Here is a 24,588-nt window from a genome sequence, read left to right on the forward strand (position 1 = left end):
CGGGCTCACGACTGGGCTCCCAACTGATTCTTGGCGCGCTCCTGCATGGTGGCGCTGGCCCGGATCTGGGCATCGTCGCTCTCGGCCCGGGTGCGGCCGGGGGCTCCCTTGACGACGGCGGCGACACTGACCTGTCCGATGCGCAGCTGGTACCAGCTGTAGGACTGCGGCCCCTTGAAGGCATCGGCGAGGTACGAGCCGCGCTCCATCAGGGTGTCCAGGTTCTCGTCGGAGCCGTAGGGGACGCCGAGCGACTGGAGGTCGGTGATGCGTTCGCCCTGGCGCAGCTGCTGATCCGGGCAGTGCAGCGCTTCCTCCAGGGTCTCGGCCATTTCCCAGTCGGCGTCGGCGGCGGTGCGGTGGACGGTGACGGTTGCGGCGACCCGCAGGGGCCCCTTGCCGCCGGCGGCCGGGATCTCGCTGTAGGCGGTGACGCTGTAGAGGACGGACCGGGGCAGGGCCCCGACCTCCCACTCGCAGTTCGCGTCGAGGACCGGCCAGGAGCCGGGGGCGCTGAGGAACGGCGTGCGCTTGGCGAAATCGGGTCCCCAGTCGTCCGGCCCCGCCACGATCGCGAGGGCGAGCCGCTTCGCGTCGGCCGCGTTGCGCGGCGCCTTCTTCGGGTCCAGCGTGAAGGCCCGTGCGGTCGGTGACGTGGTCGCCGTCCCGGACGCGCTCGGTGTCCCTCGGGAGGGTTTCGCCTCGTCCCCTCCGCCTCCCGACGAGCAGCCCGCCAGGAGCAACCCGCCCGCCGCCACGGCAGCGGCGCGCAGCACTCTTCCGTACGCGTCTCTCACGATTCCCCCACGGTCGTTCACACGATCCCCCGGTCGGTGAGGGAGATCGTACGGCTCCGCAGATCAACTCGCGCGGTCTACAACGTCATTGGGACGCCTCCCGCACCGTGTCGTAACGCACACGCGCCGCCTCCACCGCGTCGAGGCTGCTCGCGGTCCACCGTGCGAGCTCCGCGACCCGGCGGGCGGCCTCCTCGCCGAGTTCGGTGAGGCGGTAGTCGACGCGGGGCGGGATGACGGGCTTGGCGTCGCGGTGGACGAAGCCGTCGCGCTCCAGGGTCTGGAGCGTCTGCGTGAGCATCTTCTCGCTGACGCCGCCGATCGCGCGGCGCAGTTCGCTGAAGCGGTACGAGCGCTCCCGCAACGCGATCAGGATCAGGACGCCCCAGCGGCTGGTGACGTGCTCCAGGACGAGGCGCTCCGGGCACCTGGCGTCCGCCACGAGGGGCTGCGGCGGGCTGTGCGGGACCTTCTCACTTACTCCCATACCAGTACCTTACTTCAAAGTGGGTACTTACGAATGGTTAGCGCCCGTCGTACGGTGAGTGCATCGCCCAGCGCACCCCGCCCACCCCACGGGAAGAAGGAAGCACCATGAGCATCGTCGTCACCGGAGCCACCGGAGAGCTCGGCCGTCTCGTCATCGACGCCCTCCTCACCGGCGAGTCCGCCGTCCCCGCCTCGTCCGTCGCCGCCGTCGTCCGCGACAAGGAGAAGGCCGCCGACCTCGCCGAGCGCGGTGTCGAGCTGCGGATCGCCGACTACAACCGCCCGGAGACCCTGGCGGACGCCTTCGAGGCCGGTGACCGGGTCCTCCTGATCTCCGGCAGCGAGGTCGGCCGGCGCGTGGCGCAGCACGGCGCCGTGATCGACGCGGCCAAGGCGGCGGGCGTGGCCCAGCTCGCGTACACCGGCGTCCTCGGCGGCCCCGAGGCCGACTTCACGCTCGCCGACGAGCACAAGGCGACCGAGGAGCTGATCCTCGCGTCCGGCCTGCCCCACACCCTCCTCCGCAACGGCTGGTACTCCGAGAACTACACCGCCAACCTCGCCCCGGTCCTGGCCCACGGCGCCGTCGTGGCCAACGCCGGCGAGGGCCGGATCGCCTCCGCCTCCCGCGCCGACTACGCCGCCGCCGCGGCCGCCGTCCTGACCGGCCCGGCCGAGGAGCACCTGGGCAGGGCGTACGAGCTGAGCGGCGACACCGCCTGGTCCCTCGCCGAGTACGCGGCCGAGGTCGCCGCGCAGACCGGCCGGGAGATCGCGTACAGCGACGTCCCCGCCGCGACCCACCTGGAGATCCTCACCGGCGCCGGGGTCCCGGCCCCCTTCGCCGAGATCCTGGTCGACGTCGACCGGGCCGTCGCGCTCGGCGCGCTCGCCCTGCGGACCGGCGACCTGGCCCGGCTGATCGGCCGCCCGACCACCCCGATCGCCGAGTCGATCAAGGAGGCGCTGGCCGCCTCGTGAAGTTGTCATGACCGTACAGCGGTACGGGCATGACAACCCGCCCCGTGCGGCGCTACCTTCGACAGGACAGCGCGGCACTGGGCGGGAGGTCCGGGGTGAAGACGGAGAAGAACGAGGCGAGAGCAGGACTGCTCTACGGGATCGGCGCCTACGGAATGTGGGGACTGGTCCCGCTCTTCTGGCCCCTCCTCAAGCCCGCCGGCGCGATCGAGATCCTCGCCCACCGGATGGTGTGGTCCCTGGCCTTCGTCGGCATCGCCCTGCTCGCGCTGCGCCGCTGGGGCTGGATACCCGAGCTCGTGCGCGACCCGCGCAAGCTCGGCCTGATCACCGTCGCCGCCACGGTCATCACCGTGAACTGGGGCCTCTACATCTGGTCCGTGAACACGGGCCACGTCGTCGAGGCCTCCCTCGGCTACTTCATCAACCCGCTCGTCACCATCGCCCTCGGCGTCCTCGTCCTGAAGGAGCGCCTGCGTCCCGCGCAGTGGGCCGCCGTCGGCGTCGGCTTCTCGGCCGTGCTCGTCCTGGCCGTCGGCTACGGGCAGCCGCCGTGGATCTCGCTCACCCTCGCCTTCTCCTTCGCCGTCTACGGCCTGGTGAAGAAGAAGGTCAACATCGGCGGCCTGGAGTCGCTCGCCGCCGAGACCGCCGTCCAGTTCCTGCCCGCCCTCGGCTACCTCGTCTGGCTCGGCACCCAGGGCGACCTTGCCTTCGGCTCCCACGGCGCCGGCCACACGGCCCTGCTCGCCGCCACCGGCATCGTCACGGCGGCCCCCCTGGTCTGCTTCGGGGCCGCGGCGATCCGCGTACCGCTGTCCACGCTCGGCCTGCTCCAGTACCTCGCGCCGACCTTCCAGTTCCTGCTCGGGGTCGTCTACTTCCACGAGGAGATGCCGCCGGAGCGCTGGGCGGGCTTCTCCCTCGTCTGGCTGGCCCTGACGATCCTCACCTGGGACGCGCTCCGGACCGCCCGGAAGAGCCGGGCCGCGGTCGAGGCGGCCGCCGCCGCGTCCCGTACGGAACCCGCTCCCGCGCCCTCCGTCGCCTCCGCACCCTGACGGGCGTCACGCGTCCAGCAGGTCGTGCTCCCGGATCAGCCAGCAGACCGCCGTCAGGCGCAGGGTCGCGAAGTCGTGGCCCACGGGCTCGGTCCACTCGGCCTCGGAGAGCCAGTCGGTGAACCCGAGGACGTAGTCGGCGAGCTCCTCCCGGCGGACGGTCCGGCCCTCCGGGCCCCGCCGGGCCGGGAGCAGCGCGTCGCACACGGCCGCCGCGTGCTGGTCGACGGCGGCCACGAGCCCCGGCTCGAAGGAGAACTCCGAGAGCCGGGGCATGTACGTGGCGGCGACGTCGATCAGCGGGCAGGCGGGCGCATCGTTCATCCCTCCACATTAGGGGCGTACCGGGGCGTTCAGACCGTGACCTCGGTCGCACCTTCCGGGAACGAGATCGCGGCGGCACGGGAGGCGTACGACGCGCGGGAGGCGGCGGGCGTGTCCTGAGGAGAAACGGGCGTGTCCTGAGGAAAAACCGGTGGCCCTCCGGGGGAGGGCCACCGCACTCTGAGGGACATGCAAGAACCGAAGTACCGGATCCGCGCGCTCCACGACGAGCGCACGATCACCGTCTACCAGGCGTACCGGCCCGGGCTCGGGCTGCCCGCGGCCCGCGACGGCCGGTTCCCGGCCGCCTGGAAGCGGGACCGGATGACGTGGATCAAGCCGTCGTTCCTCTGGATGATGTACCGCTGCGGCTGGGGGACGAAGGAGGGCCAGGAGACCGTCCTCGCCGTGGAGATCACCCGCGAGGGCTTCGAGTGGGCCCTGCGGAACGCCTGCCTCTCCCACTACGAGCGCGGCTTCCACGCCGACCAGGCGTCCTGGAAGCGGCAGTTGAGGGAGGCGCCGGCCCGGGTCCAGTGGGACCCGGAGCGCGACCCGCACCTGCGGCCCCTCCCGTACCGCTCGCTCCAGCTCGGCCTGTCGGGCGAGGCGGCCCGCCGGTACGCGGACGAGTGGACGGTCTCGATCACCGACGTGACGGCCCTCGCCCACGAGGTCCACGGCCTGGTCAGGTCCGGCGACCTGGAGGCGGCCGCAGGGCTCCTGCCGCAGGAGAGGCCCTACCCGGAGCGGGAGGGCCTCCTCGACCACCTGCGGGCTCAGCCGCCCGCGACGCCGAAGTTGAAGTCCCCGGTGCCGAGCAGCCTGTAGAGCCGCAGCCACAGGGGCATGAGCTGCTCGGTGGCGCGGGCGCTCGACAGGTCGCCGAGGTCGATGATCCGGTCGGACGCCCACCCGAAGGAGGCGAGCAGCTCCGCGACCACGGCCTTCGCGTCCGCGTCGTCGCCGCTCAGGAAGACGTTGTGGTGTCCGGGGACCCGGCCGGGCTCGACCATGACGGTGTTGGTCATGGTGTTGAGCGTCTTGACGACCCGCGCCTCCGGGAAGGCGCTCTGCAGGTGCTCGGCGACGCTCCTGCCGTCGGGCAGGCCGACCTTGGGCGGGAAGCCCTCGGAGAAGTCGAGCGCGTTGGACACGTCGATCAGGACCTTGCCCCGCAGGTTCGCGGCGCCCGCGGCCTCCAGGACGGCCAGGGAGACGAGCCCGCCGGTCGCGTTGACGACCAGCTCGGCGGAGCCGGCCGCGTCGGCGAAGGTCCCGTGCGCCCCGCCGTGCTCCTCGGCCCACTTGGCGGCGTCGGCGTTGTCCGCGGTACGGGACCCCATGGCCACCTCGTGCCCCAGGGAGACCAGCTTCGTGGCGAGCCGGCGCCCGACCTCGCCCGTTCCCAGTACGGCGATCTTCATGTGCGTGCGCTCCTTCGGGGCGGCGAGACGGGGAGCCCGACCCTAGCGTCTGAAACCCCCGCCGACCGTCCCGCGCCGTCCCGACGTGTCCCCGAGTCGCGCCCCGGACCGAGGCGCAGACGGGGGTGCCGATGGGGGTGCCGACGGGGGCGGCTCCCCGGCCACCGGCCCCTCGTCCGCTGAGCGAACGCACCTGACCGGTTTCCGCTCTTGACGCGGAGTCAAAATCTCGCTGAACATTCAGCACGCACGACCGAACAACCGCACAACTGAACAACCGCGCATCCGCACAGCTCCAACGCCTCGTGGCACCCACGCCCGAGGCGTCTCGCACGTTCCGTCCCATCCCCGTTCGGAATCCGGAGCCCCCACATGAACATCTCCGTGCCCAGACGCGTCACCGCGGCCGCCGCCCTCGCGGCGCTCGCACTCGGCGGACTCACCGGTACCGCCTCCGCCGGGTCGCAGGCGGCCGTCGCCGCGCCCGACATCCCGCTCGCCAACGTCAAGCAGCACTTGGCGGACCTCCAGTCGATCGCCACCGCCAACGGCGGCAACCGCGCCCACGGCCGTACCGGCTACAAGGCGTCGATCGACTTCGTGAAGGCGAAGCTCGACGCCGCCGGCTACACCACCACCCTGCAGACCTTCACCTCCAGCGGCGCCACCGGCTACAACCTGATAGCCGACTGGCCGGGCGGCGACCCGAACCAGGTCCTCATGGCCGGTTCGCACCTCGACTCGGTCACCTCGGGCCCCGGCATCAACGACAACGGCTCCGGGTCCGCCGCGACCCTGGAGACCGCGCTCGCCGTCTCCCGCGCCCAGCTCCAGCCGACGAAGCACCTGCGGTTCGGCTGGTGGGGCGCCGAGGAGCTCGGCCTCATCGGGTCGAAGTACTACGTCAACAACCTGCCCGCGAGCGAGCGTTCAAAGATCAGCGGCTATCTGAACTTCGACATGATCGGCTCGCCGAACCCGGGCTACTTCGTCTACGACGACGACCCGACGATCGAGCAGACCTTCAAGGACTACTACGCCGGGCTCGGCATCCCCACCGAGATCGAGACCGAGGGCGACGGCCGCTCGGACCACGCGCCCTTCAAGAACGCGGGCATCCCGGTCGGCGGGCTCTTCTCCGGCGCCGACTACACCAAGACCGCGGCGCAGGCCCAGAAGTGGGGCGGCACGTCCGGCCAGGCCTTCGACCGCTGCTACCACTCGTCCTGCGACACCACGGCGAACATCAACGACACCGCCCTGGACCGGAACGCCGACGCCATCGCGTACGCGATCTGGAACCTGTCCACCGGGACGACGACCCCGCCGACCGGCACGGTCTTCGAGAACACCGCCGACGTCTCGGTCCCGGACAACGGCGCCGCGGTGACGTCGACGGTCAACGTCACCGGCGTCACGGGCAACGCGCCCTCGACGCTCAAGGTCGGTGTGAACATCGTCCACACCTACATCGGTGACCTCGTCGTCGACCTGATCGCCCCCGACGGCTCGGTCTACAACCTGCACAACCGGTCCGGCGGCAGCGCCGACAACATCAACCAGACCTACACCGTGAACGCCTCCTCCGAGGTCGCCAACGGTGCCTGGAAGCTCCGCGTCCAGGACAAGGCCTCGGTCGACACGGGATACGTCAACAGCTTCAAGCTGACCTTCCCGTAACCGCAGAAACTCCCGGGTGGGTCGGTGAATTTCGCCCCCGACCCGCCCGGGGTCCCAACGTCCGCGCTACTTGCCGGCGTTCGCCGCGTCCACCAGCGCGTCCTTCGTCACCGCGCCGACGTAGACCTTGCCGTCGTCGGTGAGGAGCGCGTTCACCAGCTTCGTCCTGAACACGGTGCCCGAGCCGAACTTCCCGGTGACCTTGTCGCCGAAGGAGTCCAGGAAGCCCTGGATCTCCTTCGGCGCCTCGTCGGTCTTCGGCGCCGGAGCCCCCGTGTCGAGCTTCGCGATCGTCGTCCAGCCCTCGCCGATGACGTTCAGGTCGCCGTCCTTCCCGAGGCCCGCTCCGAGGCCGGGGAAGCCCTCCTCGAAGCCCTTGGGCAGGTCCTCGCCGGACTCCGTCGCCTTCTCCGCCGCCCCCTCCGTCACCTTCGCGCCCTTCGGCGCCGTGAAGGTGAACTCCGAGGCGGCCGGCCTGCCGAAGTCGACCTTCGTGAAGCCCGCGTCGACGACCGGCTTGCCGCCCTCGACCGAGGAGAGGGTGAACTTCAGCGGGGTGCCGTTCGCCGCGTCCACCGCGATCTTCACCGACGCGACCGTCGAGCCGGCCTGCTTCGGCTTGATCACCAGCTGGTACGCGTCCCGGCCGGCCACCTTCGCCGTCCCGTCCACGGTGATCGAGGTGGTGTCGCCGGCGGCCTTCAGGACCTCGTCGGCGAGCTCCTTGGGCGTGCCGGGGAGCTTCTGCTCCTTCTCCGGGGCGCCGGACGCGCCCTTCTCGTGGAAGACCTCGTTCGACTTGCTGTCGTAGGCCCAGACGTCGTCGCCGCTGTGGATCAGGCTGTACTCGTCGGAGCCGTCGAGCAGGGTGAGCCGCTGGCGCTCGGGGCCGTCCGCCGCCACGCGCAGCGTGTGGCTGCCCGAGACGAGCTCGGTGAGCTTCTCGGCCGGGTCGGCCGAGGAGGAGCCGCCGTCGCCGCCCAGGCCCCCGAGGCCGGACGCCAGGCCGCCCAGCGAGGGCAGGCCGAGGTCGGTGGAGATCTTGAAGGTGCCGGACAGGGTCTGGGTGTCCGAGGCGGCGATCTTCTCGATGAGCTGCTGAGCCGTGATCTCCGGCAGGTCCGGGTCGCCGGACGCCGCCAGCGCCGGGACGAGCCCGATGGTCGCCGCGGCCACTCCTGCCACCGCGACCGGGACGATGAACCGGCTCGCCTTACGGGTCTCTGCCATGGTCTCCGCTACCTCCGTGCCGTGCTGCCCCTGTGGATGATGTCTCCATCTCACCAAGGCGGCGGCGCGGAATCGTCAGCCCCCGGGATCAACCTCACGTACTGCTTCGGGATGACCCGACCCCGAGACGCCCTACCCCGCGCGGTGGACCACGGCGTCGCACATCTCGGCCAGCGCGGCCTTCGCGTACCCGTCGGGCAGCGGCGCCAGCATCGCGCGGGCCTCCTCGGCGTACCGCACGGTGTCCCGGCGGGCCTGCTCCAGGGCGGGGTGGGCGCGCAGCAGCCGCAGGGCCTCGGCGTGCCGCTCGTCGTCGCCGAGGTCGCCGTCGATCAGGGCGACGAGCTCCAGGTCCTCCGGGCGCCCGTGGGCGGCCGCGGCGGCCCGCAGGTGGAGGACGGGGAGGGTCGGGATGCCCTCGCGGAGGTCGGTGCCGGGGGTCTTGCCGGACTCGTGGGAGTCGGAGGCGATGTCGAGGACGTCGTCGGCGAGCTGGAAGGCGACGCCGAGCCGCTCGCCGTACTGGGTGAGGATGTCGACGACGCTCTCGTCGGCGCCGGACATCATGGCGCCGAAGCGGCAGGAGACGGCGACGAGGGAGCCGGTCTTGCCGCCGAGGACGTCGAGGTAGTGGTCGACCGGGTCGCGGCCCTCCTGCGGACCGGCGGTCTCGAGGATCTGGCCGGTGACGAGCCGTTCGAACGCCTCGGACTGGATGCGTACGGCCTCGGGACCGAGGTCCGCGAGCGTGTGCGAGGCGCGGGCGAAGAGGAAGTCACCCGTGAGGACGGCGATCGAGTTGCCCCAACGGGTGTTGGCGCTGTCGACGCCGCGCCGGACGTCGGCCTCGTCCATGACGTCGTCGTGGTAGAGCGTGGCCAGGTGGGTGAGCTCGACGACCACGGCGGAGGGCACGACGCCCGGCGCGTAGGGGTCGCCGAACTGGGCGGCGAGCATCACGAGCAGGGGGCGGAACCGCTTCCCGCCGGCCAGGACGAGGTGCTGCGCGGCCTCCGTGATGAAGGGGACATCGCTCTTGGTGGCGTCCAGGAGGCCCGCCTCCACAGCCGCCAAACCCGTCTGGACATCGGCCTCAAGAGCCTGGTCCCGCACGCTAAGACCGAACGGCCCGACGACGGTCACGAGGGGGTCTCCTGTCTGCTGACGCCTGCTGACGATCACACGGATTGTTCACATGGACTGTTGACGATCACATGGATTGTCGATGTGTCGCTCGATTCACTCAAGCCAGCGTATCCGGTCACCTTTCGATCACCGTGGGCGCCTTCCCGTCACCCCCGGTATGTTCGGGATCAGCTCATACGACCAGGAGTATGCGTTTTGTCCCGAACAGCGATCGACACCGATACGAACGGCGAGCAGCCTCCCGAGGACGACCGCGCCTTCCCCGGGCATCCACGGGGTCTGCCGCCCCGGCCGCGCCGCACCATGCACCCCGTCCATTGAGGTGACCTGATGACGAAGATCCGTACCGACTTCCCGTACGAGACCCGCCACGAGGACATCCGCATCCCGCTGCCGGACGGCACCCGGCTGTACGCGCGCGTGTGGCGGCCGCTCACCGCGGAACCCGTACCGGCCCTCCTGGAGTACCTCCCGTACCGCCTCACCGACTGGACCGCGCCGCGCGACTGGCAGCGCCACCCCTGGTACGCGGGCCACGGCTACGCCTCCGTACGCGTCGACGTCCGGGGCCACGGCAACAGCGAGGGCCTACCCGGCGACGAGTACGACGCCGTCGAGCTCGCCGACGGGGTCGCCGTCGTGAACTGGCTCGCCGAGCAGGAGTGGTGCACCGGGAAGGTCGGCATGTTCGGGATCTCCTGGGGCGGCTTCAACTCGCTCCAGGTCGCCGCCCTCGCCCCCGGACCGCTCAAGGCGATCGTCACCGTCTGCTCCACCGACGACCGCTACGACAACGACGTGCACTACATGGGCGGCTCGGTCCTCGGCGTCGACATGCACGCCTGGGCGGCCACCATGCTCGCCTTCGCCTCCCGGCCCCCGGACCCGCTGCACGTGGGAGAGGAGTGGCGCGAGCTGTGGCTGAAGCGCCTGGAGGCCGTCGAACCCCTCATCCACACCTGGCTCGCCCACCAGACCCGCGACGCGTACTGGAAGCACGGCAGCGTCTGCGAGGACTACTCCGCGATCCGGGCCGCCGTCCTCGCCGTCGGAGGCTGGCACGACCCGTACCGCGACACCGTCCTGCGGCTCGCCCGGCACCTCCCCCAGGACCGGGTGCGCGGCATCATCGGCCCCTGGTCCCACCAGTACCCGGACCGCGGCCTGCCGCCGGGACCGGCCATCGGCTTCCTCCAGGAGACCCTGCGCTGGTGGGACCACCACCTCAAGGGCGCCGAGAACGACGTCATGGCCGAGCCGCTGCTCCGCTCCTGGATCAGCGAGTCGCACCGGCCGGCCACCGTGTACGAGGAGCTGCCCGGCCGCTGGGTCGCCGACCCCGCCTGGCCCTCCCCGCACGTCACCCCCGTCACGTACGGCTTCCAGGGCGCCCCGGTCGTCGTCGACTCACCGCAGCAGACCGGCCTCGACGCGGGCCGCTTCTTCCCCTTCGGCAACGACGCGGACCTCCCGCCCGACCAGCGCGACGAGGACGCCCACTCGGCCTGCTTCGACTTCCCCGTCCCGGAGGACGGCGGCCCCATCGAGGTCCTGGGACGGCCCTCCGTGAGCCTCGCCCTGCGCACGGCCGCCCCCACCGGCCAGGTGATCGCCCGGCTCTGCGACATCGCCCCGGACGGCTCCTCCACCCTCGTCACCCGGGGCGCCCTGAACTTCTCCGCCCGCTACGGCCGCGACCGGGCCGTGGAGGCCCAGATCGGCGAGACGGAGAGCTTCGTCTTCGAGCTGAACGGCATCGGGCACACCTTCCCGCCCGGACACCGGGTGCGGCTCGCGGTCTCCTCCACGTACTGGCCGTGGATCTGGCCCCAGCCCGACGCCGCCGGCTTCACCCTCGACCCGGCCGGCTCCTCCCTCACCCTCCCGGTCCGCGAGCACACCGAGGACGCCGTCGAGTGGGAGGAGCCGGAGCAGTCCGAACCCCTCGGCGTCGTGTACCCGAGCACCCTGGAGGAACCGCGCCCGGAGCGCGTGGTGGTCCGGGACGTGGCGAAGGGCGAGTGGACGCTGGAGGTCGACCCGAAGTACGGCGGCACGCGCGTGTACCCGGACGGCCTGGAGTTCACCGAGGACGCCGTCGAGACCTACACGATCGACGAGAGCGGCCCGCTGTCCGCCCGCACCCGCTCGGAGTGGGCCATCCGGCTGCACCGGCCCGAGCTGGCCTGGGACGTCACCGTCGACACCCGCTCGGAGGTCTCCTGCGACGCGGACGCCTTCCTCACCGAGAACGAGGTGGTGTGCAAGGAGGGCGGCGAGGTCGTCTTCCACCGGACCTGGGAGAAGAGGATCCCCCGTACGGCGGGCTGAACTCACGCCGTACGGGGGACCGGTCCGGGGTTACGCCTGCGCGCCGGCCTTGCGGCGGCGGGCGACGACCAGCGCACCGGCGCCCAGGGCGACGGCCCCGGCGGCGGCGAGGCCGAGCGGCAGGGTGTCGTTCGCACCGGTGGCGGCGAGGGTGCCGTTCACGGGGGTGTTCGACGAGCCGCCCTGCTGCGTGGTCTGGGTGTTGCCACCGGAGGTGACGGTCGGCGCCGGGGTCGGCGTCGCGGTCTCCGTCGGCTTCGGCTTCGGCTTGTCGCCCTTGGCGAGGATGTCGAAGTTCAGGTCCTTGTAGTCCTCGCCGACGCCGCAGCTGCCGTCGTTGTTCTCGTACTCGCTGTAGCCGAAGATCACGCCCTTGCCGGCCTCGGCCTTCGCGTCGACCGTGAGGCGCAGCTTCACGTCGTAGCTGGCGCCCTTGGCGAGCTTGCCGACCTCGATCGAGTCGAACTTCTCCGTGAACTCCGTCCATTCCAGGACGTCGTCGGAGGACCACTCGATCGGGATGATGTGCTTGGCGAAGTCCGTCTCCTCGTCGATCTCCTCGCCGGGGGCGGGGAGCCGCAGGGCGTTCGCGAAGGCGTGGACGCTGTCGAGGGTCTGGTCGGAGGTGTTGGTGACCCGCAGCGAGAAGACGGCGGGCTCGCCGGCGGTGACCGTCTTCGGACCGCTCAGGGCGATCTTGACGGCGGAGTCCTCCTGGCACTCCTCGCCGATCTCCTCGAAGAAGGCGAGCTCCTCCTTGGCGGCGTCGAGCTTCTCGGAGGCGGCGTCCTTCACCTTCTGGGCGAGGCCGACGACCTTGGAGGCGGCGACGCTCGCGTCGGCGAGCGCAGTGCTCGCCTTCTTCAGCTTCTCGTCGGCGGCGGTCTTGGCGGCGGCGGCCTCGTCGGCGGCCGTCTTCGCGGCGGTGACGGCGTCGGCGGCGGCCTTCTTCTGCTCGTCGGTGGCGTCGGCGGGCAGCTCCGTCACGGCCTTCTCGGCCTTGGCGAGCGCCTCGTCTGCGGCCGTCTTCTTGGCGGCGGCCTCGTCGGCGGCCTTCTGGGCGTCGGTGACCGCGGCCTTCAGCGGGTTGTCCGCCTTGTCGAGGGCCTTCAGGTCGTCCTTGGCCTTCGCGAGGTCGAGGACGGCCTCGTCGTACTCCTTCTGCGCCAGGGCGACGGCGGCCCGCAGCTCCTCGAGGGACGGCATGTCCTCGTCGGGGTCGTCCTGGGTCGTGGTGGGCTTCTGCGACGGCGAGGTCGTCGGCTTGGTGTCGGCGAACGCCGGAGCGGCCGAGAGGAACACGACCGGGGTGGTCACGGCGGCGGCCACGGCGGTCGCCAGGATGCGGCGGATCTTCACGTTGTGGACCTTTTCCTGGTCAGAGAGAAAGACTGCGAAGAATGGTGGTGGGCGCGCGCCCGCGGCTACTTCACGCGGCGCGACACCAGCCAGATCGTATGGCCGGAAAGGCCCTGGCGGGAGCCCTGTTTCCGCAGCTCGCAGGGGTGTTCCGGACCCACTCGGGACACATACCGCGCGAACACGGACAGTTGCCCACGGAGGCCGCACTTTCTGTGTGATCCATGTCATCCGCGCCCGGCGGCCCGACCCGTAACGTGTCCCCCACACACGTGGAAAGCGAGGCACGCACCGATGTCCGAGCACAGCCCGCTCGATCTGGCCGAGGGCGACCCCTTCGGCCCGCACAACCTCCCGTACGGCGTCTTCTCCACCGCCGACGAGCCCGGGCGGCGCCGGCTCGGCGTCCGCATCGGCGGGCACGTCCTGGACGCGGGTGCCGCGGCGCACGCGCTCGGCTCCCCGTACGCGGCACTGCTCGACCGGCCGAGCCTCAACCCGCTGCTCGCGGCCGGGCGGACCGCCTGGCGCGACGTGCGCCGGGCGCTGACGGCCTGGGTGACGGTGCCCGCGCACCGGGCGGACATCGAGCCGCTGCTGCACCCCCTGGACGCGGTGACGCTGCACCTGCCGTACGAGGTCGCGGACTACGTCGACTTCTACGCGAGCGAGCACCACGCGACGAACGTGGGCCGGATCTTCCGGCCCGACGGCGACGCGCTGACCCCCAACTGGAAGCACCTGCCGATCGGTTACCACGGTCGCGCGGGCACGGTCGTGGTCTCCGGCACCGATGTCGTACGCCCCTCGGGACAGCGCAAGGCCCCGTCGGACCCGGCTCCGGTCTTCGGCCCGTCGATCAAGCTGGACATCGAGGCGGAGGTCGGCTTCCTGGTCGGCACGCCCTCGGAGCTGGGCCGGCCCGTCCCGCTGGCCGACTTCCGGGAGCACGTCTTCGGTCTGACGCTGCTCAACGACTGGTCGGCGCGGGACGTGCAGGCCTGGGAGTACGTGCCGCTGGGCCCGTTCCTCGGCAAGTCGTTCCAGACCTCGGTCTCGGCGTGGGTGACGCCCCTGGAGGCCCTGGACGCGGCCCGGACCGCCCCGCCCGCGCGGGACTTCCCGCTGCTGCCGTACCTGGACGACGCGGCCGAGGAGGAGCCGGGCGGCTTCGATCTGCGGATCACGGTGGAGATCAACGGCGAGGTCGTGGCCGAGCCGCCGTTCTCCTCCATGTACTGGACGGCGGCCCAGCAGCTCGCCCACATGACGGTGAACGGCGCCTCGCTCCGCACCGGCGACCTGTACGGCTCCGGCACGGTCTCCGGGCCCGAGGTGAACCAGCGCGGCTCGCTCCTGGAGCTCACCTGGAACGGCCGTGACGCCCTCGAACTGGCGGGCGGCAAGCGGACGTTCCTGGAGGACGGCGACGAGGTCGTCCTCACGGCCTGGGCCCCGGGCCCGGACGGCACCCGTGTGGCGCTCGGCGAGGTCCGGGGCCGGATCGCACCCTCGGCCTGAGCCTCAGGCGGTCCGCCACAGGGCGGGGACGTTCGGCGGCTCCCAGCCGGCCTGGGCCGTGTGCGCCTGGAGGCACACATAGCCCAGGCCGCCGTAGGTGACGGCGTCCCCCGCCCGGTAGCCGGTCCCGGCGGCCCAGGTCCCGCCGGGGACGCCCGTCGGGGTCGGCGTCGGCGTCGGGCCGGGGTCCTGCGGCACGTTCAGGACGAAGTCGAAGGCGGCCTCCCGGGCCCCGCCGGCGTCCCGGACGGTCATGAGGAGCCGCGGGTCGAAGATCGTGTCGGTGTTGTTGCGGGGCTCGCCCGGGAAGTACAGCTGCGTGGTCAGCACCGGGCGGCCCGGGGCCTGCACCTTGACGTGGATGTGCCGGGTGCGGCCCGGATAGAGGCCGGGCACGATCGTCGTCAGCTTGAAGGCGCCCGCGGCGTCGGTGAACTGGTGGCCGCGGAAGCGGAATCCGGTGTTGTCGTAGGCGCCGTTGACGTCCGCCTGCCAGAAGTCGAGCAGGACGCCGGATATCGGCCGGCAGGCCAGCCCGAAGACGTATCCGCTCACGGTGAGCCGGACGCCGGTGGTGCCGGCCTCCAGGAGGCTGCTCCGCAGCGGGGAGTTCGGCTTGAAGTACGGCCCCTCGGTCTGCTGCGGGGTGGGGTCGTCGCCGTCGTCGCACTCCGGGGTGAGCGCGGGCGCCGCCTCTCCGGCGGTGAGGGTACGGGCGAGCGCCGGGACGCCCATGAGGACGGCGGGCGCCGCCATCCCGGCCGCGAGCGCGGCGCGCAGCACGGTCTTGCGTGTGACGTGTCCGGTGGAGGTCTCGTGGTCCATTCCTGCTCCTCGTGCGGGGGGCTGGGGGATCGCAACGAACCTAGGCGCGCGGGTCGCCGTCTTCGAGGGACGGAGCACGGCGGTCATGGTGTTTTCGGAAGTCCCCGGGGCTCCGCCCCGTCTCGCGGCGGAAGAAGCGGCAGAAGTAGGCGGAGTCCGCGAAGCCGACCCGGGCGGCGATCTGACGGATCGACAACTCGGTGCTGACGAGCAGCCGTTGCGCCTCGCGGGTGCGCGCCTCGCGCAGGAGGGCGGCGGGGGTGCGGCCGGTGGCGGCCCGGACGGACTCGGTGAGATGGCCGGGGGTGACGCCGAGCCGCTCGGCGCACTCCCGCACGGAGGGCCCGTCGGCTCCGGCCCGCCCGGCGAGCCGGACGAACTCCTCGGCGATCCCCCGGACGGGCGCCGGACGGGCGGCGCCCCCGGGCAGCCGGGCGGCCCGCACGAGGAGGACGTGGAGCAGGGACCGCAGCACCCCGGCGAAGCCGTCGGCCCCGTGCCGGTACTCCTCGGCGAGCTCCCGCATGAGCCGGTCCGTGCGCTCGTGCGTGGCGGCGTCGAGCCCCGCCCAGGGCCGCTCGCCGAGCCGCCGCAGCAGTTCCTCGTCGCCGGCGCCGCCGAGCAGGAACTCGGGCGTGAACAGGACGAGCGAGCCCTCCAGACCGCGCACGCCCTCCCAGTGGTGGACCTGTCCGGGCAGGATCACTCCCAGCTGCGGCGGCCGCACCTCGTACCGCTGCAGATCGAGCACATGGACCCCGCTCCCCCCGACGACGTGGACGATCTCGTAGAAGGTGTGCCGGTGCGGGAACGCGGCCCGGGACATCGGCCCCATCGCGTCGAACCCGCCCGCGGCGAAGGGCACTTCGTCGGGCAGCCGCACCTGGAGCCGGTGCACGGGCGGCTCCCCCTCCCGCGGGGCGGTGCAGGGCCCCCCTGGTAAGACCGTGGTACCGCGCATCGCCCCGCCCCGCCTCCCGTCTGGTACAGACCATTCGGGCGTCCACGATGCCACGCCCCGCGAGCCGTGTCAGGACCGCGAAGGGCCCGGCTCGCCCCCGAGCCGGGCCCTTCGCGCGTACCGTCCGCGCTACCGGACGAACACGCTCGCCTGGTTCGCCAGGTCCAGGAAGTACTGCGGGGCCACGCCGAGGACCAGGGTGACCACGACGCCCGCCGTGATCGTGATGCTCGTCAGGGCCGAGGGCACGGCGACCGTCGGGCCGTCCGCCTTCGGCTCGCTGAAGAACATGAGCACGATGACCCGGATGTAGAAGAACGCGGCGATCGCCGAGGCGATCACACCGACCACGACGAGGGCGCCCGCGCCGCCGTCCGCCGCCGCCTTGAAGACCGCGAACTTCCCGGAGAAGCCGGAGGTCAGCGGAATGCCGGCGAAGGCGAGCAGGAAGACCGCGAAGACCGCCGCGACGAGCGGCGAACGGCGCCCGAGCCCGGCCCACTTGGACAGGTGGGTGGCCTCGCCGCCCGCGTCCCGGACCAGGGTGACGACGGCGAACGCGCCGATCGTCACGAAGGAGTACGCCCCCAGGTAGAAGAGGACGGACGAGATCCCGCTCGGCGTGGCCGCGATGACACCCGCGAGCAGGAAGCCCGCGTGCGCGATCGAGGAGTACGCCAGGAGCCGCTTGATGTCGGTCTGGGTGATGGCGACGATCGCACCGCCCAGCATGGTGACGACGGCGACGCCCCACATGACGGGCCGCCAGTCCCAGGTGAGGCCCGGCAGCACCACGTACAGCAGGCGGAGCAGGGCGCCGAAGGCGGCGACCTTGGTCGCGGCGGCCATGAAGCCGGTGACCGGGGTCGGGGCCCCCTGGTAGACGTCCGGGGTCCACATGTGGAACGGCACGGCGCCGACCTTGAAGAGGAGCCCCATGAGGACCATGGCGAAGCCGATGAGCAGCAGCGCGTCGTTGCCCATGGTGTCGGCGAGCGCCGGGTCGACGGAGCCGATCGAGCCGTCGACGACGCGGGCGATGGTGGCGTACGAGACGGAGCCCGCGTAGCCGTAGAGCAGGGCGATCCCGAAGAGCAGGAAGGCCGAGGAGAAGGCGCCGAGCAGGAAGTACTTGACGGCCGCCTCCTGCGACATCAGCCGCTTGCGGCGGGCGACGGCGCAGAGCAGGTACAGCGGGAGGGAGAAGACCTCCAGCGCGACGAAGAGCGTCAGGAGGTCGTTGGCGGCCGGGAAGACCAGCATGCCGGCGATCGCGAAGAGCGCGAGCGGGAAGACCTCGGTGGTGGTGAAGCCGGCCTTGACGGCGGCCCTCTCCTGCTCGCTGCCGGGGACGGCGGCGGCCTCGGCGGCGAAGGAGTCGACCTTGTGGCCGTGGTCGGCCGGGTCGAGCCTGCGCTCGGCGAAGGTGAAGATCGCCACGATGGAGGCGAGGAGAATGGTGCCCTGGAGGAAGAGGGCGGGTCCGTCGACGGCGATGGCGCCCATGGCCGCGATGTGGGCCTTGGTGGAGCCGTAGCCGCCCGCCGCCAGGCCGACGACGGCGGCGAAGGCGGCGGCGAGCGCGAGGACGGACAGGAAGACCTGGCTGTGGTAGCGGCCCTTGCGGGGCACGAAGGCCTCGACGAGGACGCTGACGATCGCCGCGCCGATCACGATGAGCACGGGCGAGAGCTGCGTGTACTCGATGTGGGGCGCCGGGATCTTCTCCAGCGGCCCGGCGGCGGTCGTCCACAGGCTGTGGACGGAGGGTGCGACGGCGGATGTGCTCACTTGGCCGCCTCCACGTTCTGGATCGAAGGCTGGGGGTCCTTCTGCTGGACGTCGGACATGGTGTGCCGCACGGCCGGATTGACGACGTCCGTCAGCGGCTTCGGGAAGACCCCGAGGAAGATCAGGACGGCGATCAGCGGGACGACCACGGCCAGCTCACGCGCCCGCAGGTCGGGCAGCGCCCGCACCTCCTCCTTCACCGGCCCGGTCATCGTCCGCTGGTAGAGGACGAGGGTGTAGAGCGCGGCGAGGACGATGCCGGTGGTGGCGATGATTCCGGCCACCGGGTACCGGGCGTACGTGCCGACCAGGACCAGGAACTCGCTGACGAACGGCGCGAGTCCGGGCAGCGACAGGGTCGCGAGGCCGCCGATCAGGAAGGTGCCGGCGAGCACCGGGGCGACCTTCTGCACACCGCCGTAGTCGGCGATGAGCCGCGAGCCGCGCCGGGAGATCAGGAAGCCGGCGACGAGCATCAGCGCGGCCGTCGAGATGCCGTGGTTGACCATGTAGAGCGTCGCACCGGACTGGCCCTGGCTGGTCATCGCGAAGATGCCCAGGATGATGAAGCCGAAGTGCGAGATCGACGCGTAGGCGACCAGGCGCTTGATGTCCCGCTGGCCCACGGCGAGCAGCGCGCCGTACACGATGCTGATGAGGGCGAGGACGACGATCGCCGGGGTCGCCCACTTGCTCGCCTCGGGGAAGAGACCGAGGCAGAAGCGGAGCATCGCGAAGGTGCCGACCTTGTCGACCACGGCGGTGATGAGGACGGCGACCGGGGCGGTGGCCTCCCCCATCGCGTTCGGCAGCCAGGTGTGCAGCGGCCACAGCGGCGCCTTCACCGCGAAGGCGAAGAAGAAGCCGAGGAAGAGCCACCGCTCGGTGCTGGTCGCCATCTCCAGCGAGCCGTTGGCCCGGGCCTCGGCGATCTCCGTGAGCGAGAAGTTCCCCGCGACCACGTAGAGCCCGATGACGGCGGCCAGCATGATGAGGCCGCCGACCAGGTTGTAGAGGAGGAACTTGACGGCCGCGTAGGAGCGCTGGGCCGCCGCGTTCTCGTCGGAGCCGGTGTGGGCGCGGTCGCCGAAGCCGCCGATGAGGAAGTACATCGGGATGAGCATGGCTTCGAAGAGGATGTAGAAGAGGAAGACGTCGGTGGCCTCGAAGGAGAGGATCACCATCGCCTCGACCATGAGGATCAGGGCGAAGAAGCCCTGCGTCGGCCGCCACCTCTTCGAGGAGGTCTCCAGAGGGTCGGCATCGTGCCAGCCGGCCAGCACGATGAACGGGATCAGCAGGGCGGTGAGCGCGATGAGCGCCACCCCGATGCCGTCGACCCCGAGTTCGTACCGGACGCCGAAGTCCTTGATCCAGGAGTACGACTCGACGAACTGGTAGCGGTCGCCGCCCGGTTCGAAGCCGGCGAAGATCACCCCGGCCAGCACGAGGGTGGCGAGCGAGACGAGCAGCGCCAGCCATTTGGCGGCGGTGCGGCGGGCGGCCGGGACGGCGGCGGTGAGGATCGCACCGACCGCCGGGACCGCCGCCGTCGCCGTGAGGAGCGGGAAGCCCGCGTTGACCACTTGGGACATGGGAGTCACACCGCCCTCATCAGCAGGGTCGCGGCGATCAGCACCGCCGTACCTCCGAACATGGAGACCGCGTACGAGCGGACGTAGCCGTTCTGGAGCTTGCGCAGCCGGCCGGAGAGTCCGCCGACGGCGGCCGCGGTGCCGTTGACCACGCCGTCGACCAGGGTGTGGTCGACGTAGACGAGCGAGCGCGTCAGGTGCGTGCCGCCGGTGACGAAGACGGCGTGGTTGAAGTCGTCCTGGAGCAGGTCGCGGCGGGCGGCCCGGGTGAGCAGCGAGCCGCGCGGGGCGACCACCGGGACGGGCTTGCGGCCGTACTGGAGGTAGGCGAGGCCGACGCCGATCACCATGACGGCGACGGTGGCGGTGGTGACGGCGGCGGCGCTGAGCGGCGAGTGGCCGTGGGCGAAGCCGGTGACCGGCTCCAGCCACTCGACGAACCCGGCGAACTCGAAGTACGCGCCCGCCGCGACGGAGCCGACGGCGAGCAGCACCATCGGGATCGTCATGGACTTCGGCGACTCGTGCGGGTGCGGCGGCTCGCCGTTCTCGTCGGGCTGCCAGCGCTTCTCGCCGAAGAAGGTCATCAGCATCACGCGGGTCATGTAGTACGCGGTGATGGCCGCGCCGAGCAGGGTGACCGAGCCGAGGATCCAGCCCTCGGTGCCGCCCTTGGCGAAGGCCGCCTCGATGATCTTGTCCTTGGAGAAGAAGCCGGACAGGCCGGGGAAGCCGATGATCGCGAGGTAGCCGAGGCCGAAGGTGACGAAGGTGACCGGCATGTACTTCCGCAGGCCGCCGTACCTCCGCATGTCGACCTCATCGTTCATGCCGTGCATGACGGATCCGGCACCGAGGAAGAGACCGGCCTTGAAGAAGCCGTGCGTCACCAGGTGCATGATCGCGAAGACGTAGCCGATCGGGCCGAGGCCGGCCGCGAGGATCATGTAGCCGATCTGCGACATCGTCGAACCGGCGAGTGCCTTCTTGATGTCGTCCTTCGCGCAACCGACGATCGCACCGAAGAGGAGCGTGACCGCTCCGACGACGGTGACGACGAGCTGGGCGTCCGGCGCCGCGTTGAAGATGTCGGCGGAGCGGACGATCAGATAGACACCGGCGGTCACCATCGTGGCCGCGTGGATGAGGGCCGAGACCGGGGTCGGGCCCTCCATCGCGTCCCCGAGCCAGGACTGCAGCGGCACCTGGGCCGACTTGCCGCAGGCGGCGAGGAGCAGCATCAGGCCGATCGCGGTCAGCTTGCCCTCGGAGGCCTGGCCGGTCTCCGCGAGCACCGGCCCGAAGGTGAAGGTGCCGAAGGTGGTGAACATGATCATGATGGCGATCGAGAGGCCCATGTCGCCGACCCGGTTGACCAGGAAGGCCTTCTTCGCGGCGGTGGCCGCGGTGGGCTTGTGCTGCCAGAAGCCGATCAGGAGGTACGAGGCGAGGCCGACGCCCTCCCAGCCGAAGTACAGCAGCAGGTAGTTGTCGGCGAGGACGAGCAGGAGCATCGCCGCGACGAACAGGTTGAGGTAGCCGAAGAACCGGCGGCGGCGCTCGTCGTGCTCCATGTAGCCGATGGAGTAGATGTGGATGAGCGTGCCGACCCCGGTGATCAGCAGGACGAAGGTCATCGACAGCTGGTCGAGCTGGAAGGCCATGTCCGCCCGGAAGCCCTCGACGGGGATCCAGGTGTAGAGCCGCTGGAACATGGCCCGGTCGTCGGCGCTCTTGCCGAGCATGTCGGCGAAGAGCGCAAGGGCGATCACGAAGGAGGCCGCCGCGAGGAGCGTGCCGAGCCAGTGCCCGGACCTGTCGAGCCGCCGCCCGCCGCAGAGCAGCACCGCCGCGCCGAGCAGGGGCGCCCCGATGAGCAGCGCAATGAGATTTTCCACGGTCAGCCCCTCACAGCTTCATCAGGCTGGCGTCGTCGACCGAGGCCGAGTGGCGGGCACGGAAGACGGACACGATGATCGCGAGCCCGACGACGACCTCCGCGGCGGCGACGACCATCGTGAAGAAGGCGATGATCTGGCCGTCGAGGTTGCCGTGCATGCGGGAGAAGGTGACGAACGCGAGGTTGCAGGCGTTGAGCATGAGCTCGACGCACATGAAGACGACGATCGCGTTGCGCCGGATCAGCACCCCGACCGCACCGATGGTGAACAGCAGGGCGGCGAGATACAGGTAGTTGACGGGATTCACCGGGTGGCCTCCTCTTCGTCCCGGTCCCGGCCGAGCCGCTCCTCGGAGCGCTGCTCCAGGGCCTTGAGGTCGGCCATCGCCTCGGTGGACACGTCCCGGATCTGACCCCGCTTGCGCAGGGTCTGCATGACGGTGAGCTCCGCCGGGGTGCCGTCGGGCAGCAGACCGGCGATGTCGACGGCGTTGTGCCGGGCGTACACACCGGGTGCGGGCAGCGGCGGGACGTGCTTGCCCTCGCGCACGCGCTGCTCGGAGAGCTCGCGCTGGGTGCGGGCCCGCTCGGTGCGCTCCCGGTGGGTGAGCACCATCGCGCCGACGGCCGCCGTGATCAGCAGCGCGCCGGTGATCTCGAAGGCGAAGACGTACTTGGTGAAGATGAGGGCGGCGAGGCCCTCGACGTTCCCGCCGTACGCGCTGTTGGCCGCGCCGAGTCCGGCGAAGTCCTTCAGCGAGGCGTTGCCGATGCCGGCGGCGAGCAGGATGCCGAAGCCGAGCCCGCAGGCGACGGCCCACCAGCGCTGCCCCTTGATGGTCTCCTTCAGCGAGTCCGCGGCCGTGACACCGACCAGCATGACGACGAAGAGGAAGAGCATCATGATCGCGCCGGTGTAGACGACGATCTGGACGATGCCGAGGAAGTACGCGCCGTTGGCCAGGTAGAAGACCGCCAGGACGATCATGGTCCCGGCGAGGCAGAGCGCCGAGTGCACGGCCTTCCGCATCAGGATCGTGCACAGCGCGCCGACGACGGCGACGGTGCCGAGGACCCAGAACTGGAAGGCCTCGCCGGAAGAGGTCGCGTACGCCGCGAGGTTCGCGCTCATGCGTCCGCCCCCTCCGGCTCGCCCTTCTCCCCCTTGGACACGGCGACCTGACGGACGGTGCCGGGCGCGGCCTCGGTGACCAGGCCCCGGTAGTAGTCCTGCTCGGTCATGCCGGGGAAGATCGCGTGCGGCGAGTCGACCATGGTCTCCTCCAGGCCCGCGAGAAGCTGCTCCTTGGTGTAGATCAGGTTCTCGCGGGAGGAGTCGGCCAGCTCGAACTCGTTGGTCATCGTCAGCGCGCGCGTGGGGCACGCCTCGATGCACAGTCCGCAGAGGATGCAGCGGGCGTAGTTGATCTGGTAGACGCGGCCGTACCGCTCGCCGGGCGAGTAGCGCTCCTCGTCGGTGTTGTCCGCGCCCTCCACGTAGATGGCGTCGGCGGGACAGGCCCAGGCGCACAGCTCGCAGCCGACGCACTTCTCCAGACCGTCGGGGTGACGGTTGAGCTGGTGCCGGCCGTGGAAGCGGGGCGCCGTCGTCTTCTGCTGCTCCGGGTACTGCTCGGTCAGCCGCTTCTTGAACATGGCCTTGAAGGTCACGCCGAAGCCGGCCACCGGATTCTGGAAATCAGACACCGTCCGTCTCCTTTCCATCACTCGCAGTAGCAGTATCGGGGGCGCCACTGACAACGAGGTCCCGGTCGTGCCGGGGCCTGCGCCGGGGCACGGCCGGCAGGGACTGTCCGGGCTTGGGCGGTACGGGGAAGCCGCCGGCCATCGGGTCGAAGGAGCCCCCGTCCGCGGCTTCCGCCCCGGCCGCCTTCGCCTTCCGGTCGCGGAACACGTCGACCAGGAAGGACAGCAGCAGCAGCCCGAGGACGGCACCGGCCACGTACAGCACGATGTCGGCGAAGGCGATGTTCTCGTTCCGCAGCGCGCGGACGGTGGCGACCAGCATCAGCCAGACCACGGCGACCGGGATGAGGACCTTCCAGCCGAGCTTCATCAGCTGGTCGTAGCGGACGCGGGGCAGGGTGCCGCGCAGCCAGATGAAGAAGAACAGCAGCAGCTGCACCTTGATGACGAACCAGAGCATCGGCCACCAGCCGTGGTTCGCGCCCTCCCAGAAGGTGGAGACCGGGTACGGGGCCCGCCAGCCGCCCAGGAAGAGGGTCACCGACACGGCCGAGACCGTCACCATGTTCACGTACTCGGCGAGCATGAACATCGCGAACTTGATGGACGAGTACTCGGTGTTGAAGCCGCCGACGAGGTCGCCCTCGGACTCCGGCATGTCGAAGGGCGCGCGGTTCGTCTCGCCGACCATCGTGACGATGTAGATGATGAACGAGACCGGCAGCAGGATCACGAACCAGCGGTCCGCCTGCGCCTCGACGATCTTCGAGGTCGACATCGACCCGGAGTAGAGGAAGACCGAGGCGAAGGCCGCGCCCATGGCGATCTCGTACGAGATCATCTGCGCGCAGGACCGGAGGCCGCCGAGCAGCGGGTACGTGGACCCGGAGGACCAGCCGGCGAGGACGATGCCGTAGATGCCGACGGAGGCGACCGCGAGGACGTACAGCATCGCGATCGGCAGGTCGGTGAGCTGCATCGCGGTCCGGTGGCCGAAGATCGAGACCTCGTTGCCGGCCGGGCCGAAGGGGATCACGGCGATCGCCATGAAGGCGGGGATCGCGGCGATGATCGGGGCGAGGACGTAGACGACCTTGTCGGCCTTCTTGACGATCACGTCCTCCTTGAGCATCAGCTTGATGCCGTCCGCGAGGGACTGGAGGAGACCCCAGGGGCCGTGCCGGTTGGGGCCGATGCGCAGCTGCATCCAGGCGACGACCTTGCGCTCCCACACGATGGAGAAGAGCACGGTGATCATCAGGAAGGCGAAGCAGAAGACCGCCTTGATCAGCACGAGCCACCAGGGGTCCGTACCGAACATGGACAGGTCTTCGGCGGCGAGGACGCTGCGCTGAGCGTCCGCGAGTGGAGCGAGGGCGGTCATGCGCGCACCTCCGGAGCAGCTGCGGTCCGGGCTGCGCCCGACCGGACGAGGGGGATGCGGGTCTGTGGCCCGGCGGGGC

At 70.9% G+C, this 24,588-nt stretch carries 22 protein-coding genes; 6 read left to right on the top strand and 16 right to left on the bottom strand.

Annotated features, from left to right (window positions below; translation table 11 throughout):
- Nucleotides 1-5 precede the first annotated feature (5 nt).
- Nucleotides 6-797, bottom strand: a complete 792-nt coding sequence (locus IE237_RS04560) for a hypothetical protein (protein ID WP_229842246.1) — start codon at nucleotides 795-797, stop codon at nucleotides 6-8.
- An 85-nt stretch (nucleotides 798-882) separates the two neighbouring features.
- Entirely contained in the window at nucleotides 883-1,284 is a 402-nt protein-coding gene (locus IE237_RS04565; protein WP_189800440.1) for a winged helix-turn-helix transcriptional regulator, read from the bottom strand.
- Nucleotides 1,285-1,391: 107 nt separating this feature from the next.
- On the opposite strand from IE237_RS04565, the gene IE237_RS04570 reads away from it, so the two are divergent.
- Nucleotides 1,392-2,267, top strand: a complete 876-nt coding sequence (locus tag IE237_RS04570; RefSeq protein WP_189800441.1) for an SDR family oxidoreductase — start codon at nucleotides 1,392-1,394, stop codon at nucleotides 2,265-2,267.
- Between the two features lie 155 nt (nucleotides 2,268-2,422).
- Nucleotides 2,423-3,328: an EamA family transporter RarD gene (rarD, locus tag IE237_RS04575; protein WP_370468149.1), complete on the top strand. Its 906-nt coding sequence runs from the start codon at nucleotides 2,423-2,425 to the stop codon at nucleotides 3,326-3,328.
- A gap of 6 nt (nucleotides 3,329-3,334) precedes the next feature.
- Here rarD and IE237_RS04580 read toward each other — a convergent pair whose 3' ends face one another.
- Complete coding sequence (locus IE237_RS04580; protein WP_189800443.1) at nucleotides 3,335-3,652, bottom strand: DUF6401 family natural product biosynthesis protein; 318 nt, start codon at nucleotides 3,650-3,652, stop codon at nucleotides 3,335-3,337.
- Between the two features lie 189 nt (nucleotides 3,653-3,841).
- Here IE237_RS04580 and IE237_RS04585 point away from each other — a divergent pair, with 189 nt between their 5' ends.
- Nucleotides 3,842-4,483 (top strand): DUF4291 domain-containing protein, encoded by a 642-nt coding sequence (locus IE237_RS04585; RefSeq protein WP_189800444.1) that lies wholly within the window; start codon nucleotides 3,842-3,844, stop codon nucleotides 4,481-4,483.
- On the opposite strand, the gene IE237_RS04590 is transcribed toward IE237_RS04585, so the two are convergent.
- Nucleotides 4,432-5,079 (bottom strand): NADPH-dependent F420 reductase, encoded by a 648-nt coding sequence (locus tag IE237_RS04590; RefSeq protein ID WP_189800445.1) that lies wholly within the window; start codon nucleotides 5,077-5,079, stop codon nucleotides 4,432-4,434. The two genes, IE237_RS04585 and IE237_RS04590, sit on opposite strands and share 52 nt — an antisense overlap.
- A gap of 372 nt (nucleotides 5,080-5,451) precedes the next feature.
- On the opposite strand from IE237_RS04590, the gene IE237_RS04595 reads away from it, so the two are divergent.
- Nucleotides 5,452-6,759 (top strand): M28 family metallopeptidase, encoded by a 1,308-nt coding sequence (locus tag IE237_RS04595; RefSeq protein ID WP_189800446.1) that lies wholly within the window; start codon nucleotides 5,452-5,454, stop codon nucleotides 6,757-6,759.
- A gap of 66 nt (nucleotides 6,760-6,825) precedes the next feature.
- Here IE237_RS04595 and IE237_RS04600 read toward each other — a convergent pair whose 3' ends face one another.
- Nucleotides 6,826-7,989: a LolA family protein gene (locus IE237_RS04600; RefSeq protein WP_189800447.1), complete on the bottom strand. Its 1,164-nt coding sequence runs from the start codon at nucleotides 7,987-7,989 to the stop codon at nucleotides 6,826-6,828.
- Between the two features lie 132 nt (nucleotides 7,990-8,121).
- Nucleotides 8,122-9,132 (bottom strand): polyprenyl synthetase family protein, encoded by a 1,011-nt coding sequence (locus IE237_RS04605; protein WP_189800448.1) that lies wholly within the window; start codon nucleotides 9,130-9,132, stop codon nucleotides 8,122-8,124.
- A gap of 333 nt (nucleotides 9,133-9,465) precedes the next feature.
- On the opposite strand from IE237_RS04605, the gene IE237_RS04610 reads away from it, so the two are divergent.
- Nucleotides 9,466-11,466, top strand: a complete 2,001-nt coding sequence (locus IE237_RS04610) for a CocE/NonD family hydrolase (protein WP_189800449.1) — start codon at nucleotides 9,466-9,468, stop codon at nucleotides 11,464-11,466.
- A gap of 30 nt (nucleotides 11,467-11,496) precedes the next feature.
- Here IE237_RS04610 and IE237_RS04615 read toward each other — a convergent pair whose 3' ends face one another.
- The gene (locus tag IE237_RS04615) at nucleotides 11,497-12,825 is read right to left on the bottom strand and encodes an LPXTG cell wall anchor domain-containing protein (RefSeq protein WP_189800450.1); all 1,329 of its coding nucleotides are present in this window, start codon (nucleotides 12,823-12,825) and stop codon (nucleotides 11,497-11,499) included.
- A 294-nt stretch (nucleotides 12,826-13,119) separates the two neighbouring features.
- Here IE237_RS04615 and fahA point away from each other — a divergent pair, with 294 nt between their 5' ends.
- Nucleotides 13,120-14,346, top strand: coding sequence for a fumarylacetoacetase (fahA, locus tag IE237_RS04620; protein WP_189800451.1), 1,227 nt, complete (start codon nucleotides 13,120-13,122; stop codon nucleotides 14,344-14,346).
- A 3-nt stretch (nucleotides 14,347-14,349) separates the two neighbouring features.
- On the opposite strand, the gene IE237_RS04625 is transcribed toward fahA, so the two are convergent.
- The 9 genes from IE237_RS04625 to nuoH all read right to left on the bottom strand — a co-directional run bounded on the left by IE237_RS04625 (nucleotide 14,350) and on the right by nuoH (nucleotide 24,509).
- Entirely contained in the window at nucleotides 14,350-15,171 is an 822-nt protein-coding gene (locus IE237_RS04625; protein WP_189800452.1) for a dioxygenase family protein, read from the bottom strand.
- Nucleotides 15,172-15,211: 40 nt separating this feature from the next.
- Nucleotides 15,212-16,132 (bottom strand): helix-turn-helix transcriptional regulator, encoded by a 921-nt coding sequence (locus IE237_RS04630; RefSeq protein ID WP_189800453.1) that lies wholly within the window; start codon nucleotides 16,130-16,132, stop codon nucleotides 15,212-15,214.
- 129 nt (nucleotides 16,133-16,261) lie between these two features.
- Nucleotides 16,262-17,923: an NADH-quinone oxidoreductase subunit NuoN gene (nuoN, locus tag IE237_RS04635; RefSeq protein ID WP_189800454.1), complete on the bottom strand. Its 1,662-nt coding sequence runs from the start codon at nucleotides 17,921-17,923 to the stop codon at nucleotides 16,262-16,264.
- Nucleotides 17,920-19,518 carry an NADH-quinone oxidoreductase subunit M gene (locus IE237_RS04640; protein WP_189800455.1) on the bottom strand — a complete coding sequence of 533 codons (1,599 nt, stop codon included), beginning with the start codon at nucleotides 19,516-19,518 and terminating at the stop codon, nucleotides 17,920-17,922. Before IE237_RS04640 ends, nuoN begins: the two co-directional genes overlap by 4 nt.
- A 5-nt stretch (nucleotides 19,519-19,523) precedes the next feature.
- The gene (nuoL, locus tag IE237_RS04645; protein ID WP_189800456.1) at nucleotides 19,524-21,416 is read right to left on the bottom strand and encodes an NADH-quinone oxidoreductase subunit L; all 1,893 of its coding nucleotides are present in this window, start codon (nucleotides 21,414-21,416) and stop codon (nucleotides 19,524-19,526) included.
- Nucleotides 21,417-21,426: 10 nt separating this feature from the next.
- Nucleotides 21,427-21,726, bottom strand: a complete 300-nt coding sequence (gene nuoK / locus IE237_RS04650) for an NADH-quinone oxidoreductase subunit NuoK (RefSeq protein WP_189800457.1) — start codon at nucleotides 21,724-21,726, stop codon at nucleotides 21,427-21,429.
- A complete protein-coding gene (locus tag IE237_RS04655; RefSeq protein ID WP_189800458.1) occupies nucleotides 21,723-22,550 on the bottom strand; it encodes an NADH-quinone oxidoreductase subunit J in 828 nt (275 codons plus the stop codon). Before IE237_RS04655 ends, nuoK begins: the two co-directional genes overlap by 4 nt.
- A complete protein-coding gene (gene nuoI, locus IE237_RS04660; RefSeq protein WP_189800459.1) occupies nucleotides 22,547-23,143 on the bottom strand; it encodes an NADH-quinone oxidoreductase subunit NuoI in 597 nt (198 codons plus the stop codon). The genes IE237_RS04655 and nuoI overlap by 4 nt, the downstream gene beginning before the upstream one ends.
- Nucleotides 23,118-24,509 (bottom strand): NADH-quinone oxidoreductase subunit NuoH, encoded by a 1,392-nt coding sequence (gene nuoH, locus IE237_RS04665; RefSeq protein WP_189800460.1) that lies wholly within the window; start codon nucleotides 24,507-24,509, stop codon nucleotides 23,118-23,120. The genes nuoI and nuoH overlap by 26 nt, the downstream gene beginning before the upstream one ends.
- Nucleotides 24,510-24,588: the final 79 nt, after the last annotated feature.

Origin of the sequence: Streptomyces tanashiensis (assembly GCF_014648895.1) — a bacterium.
In the GTDB taxonomy this organism is placed as follows: Bacteria; Actinomycetota; Actinomycetes; order Streptomycetales; family Streptomycetaceae; genus Streptomyces; species Streptomyces tanashiensis.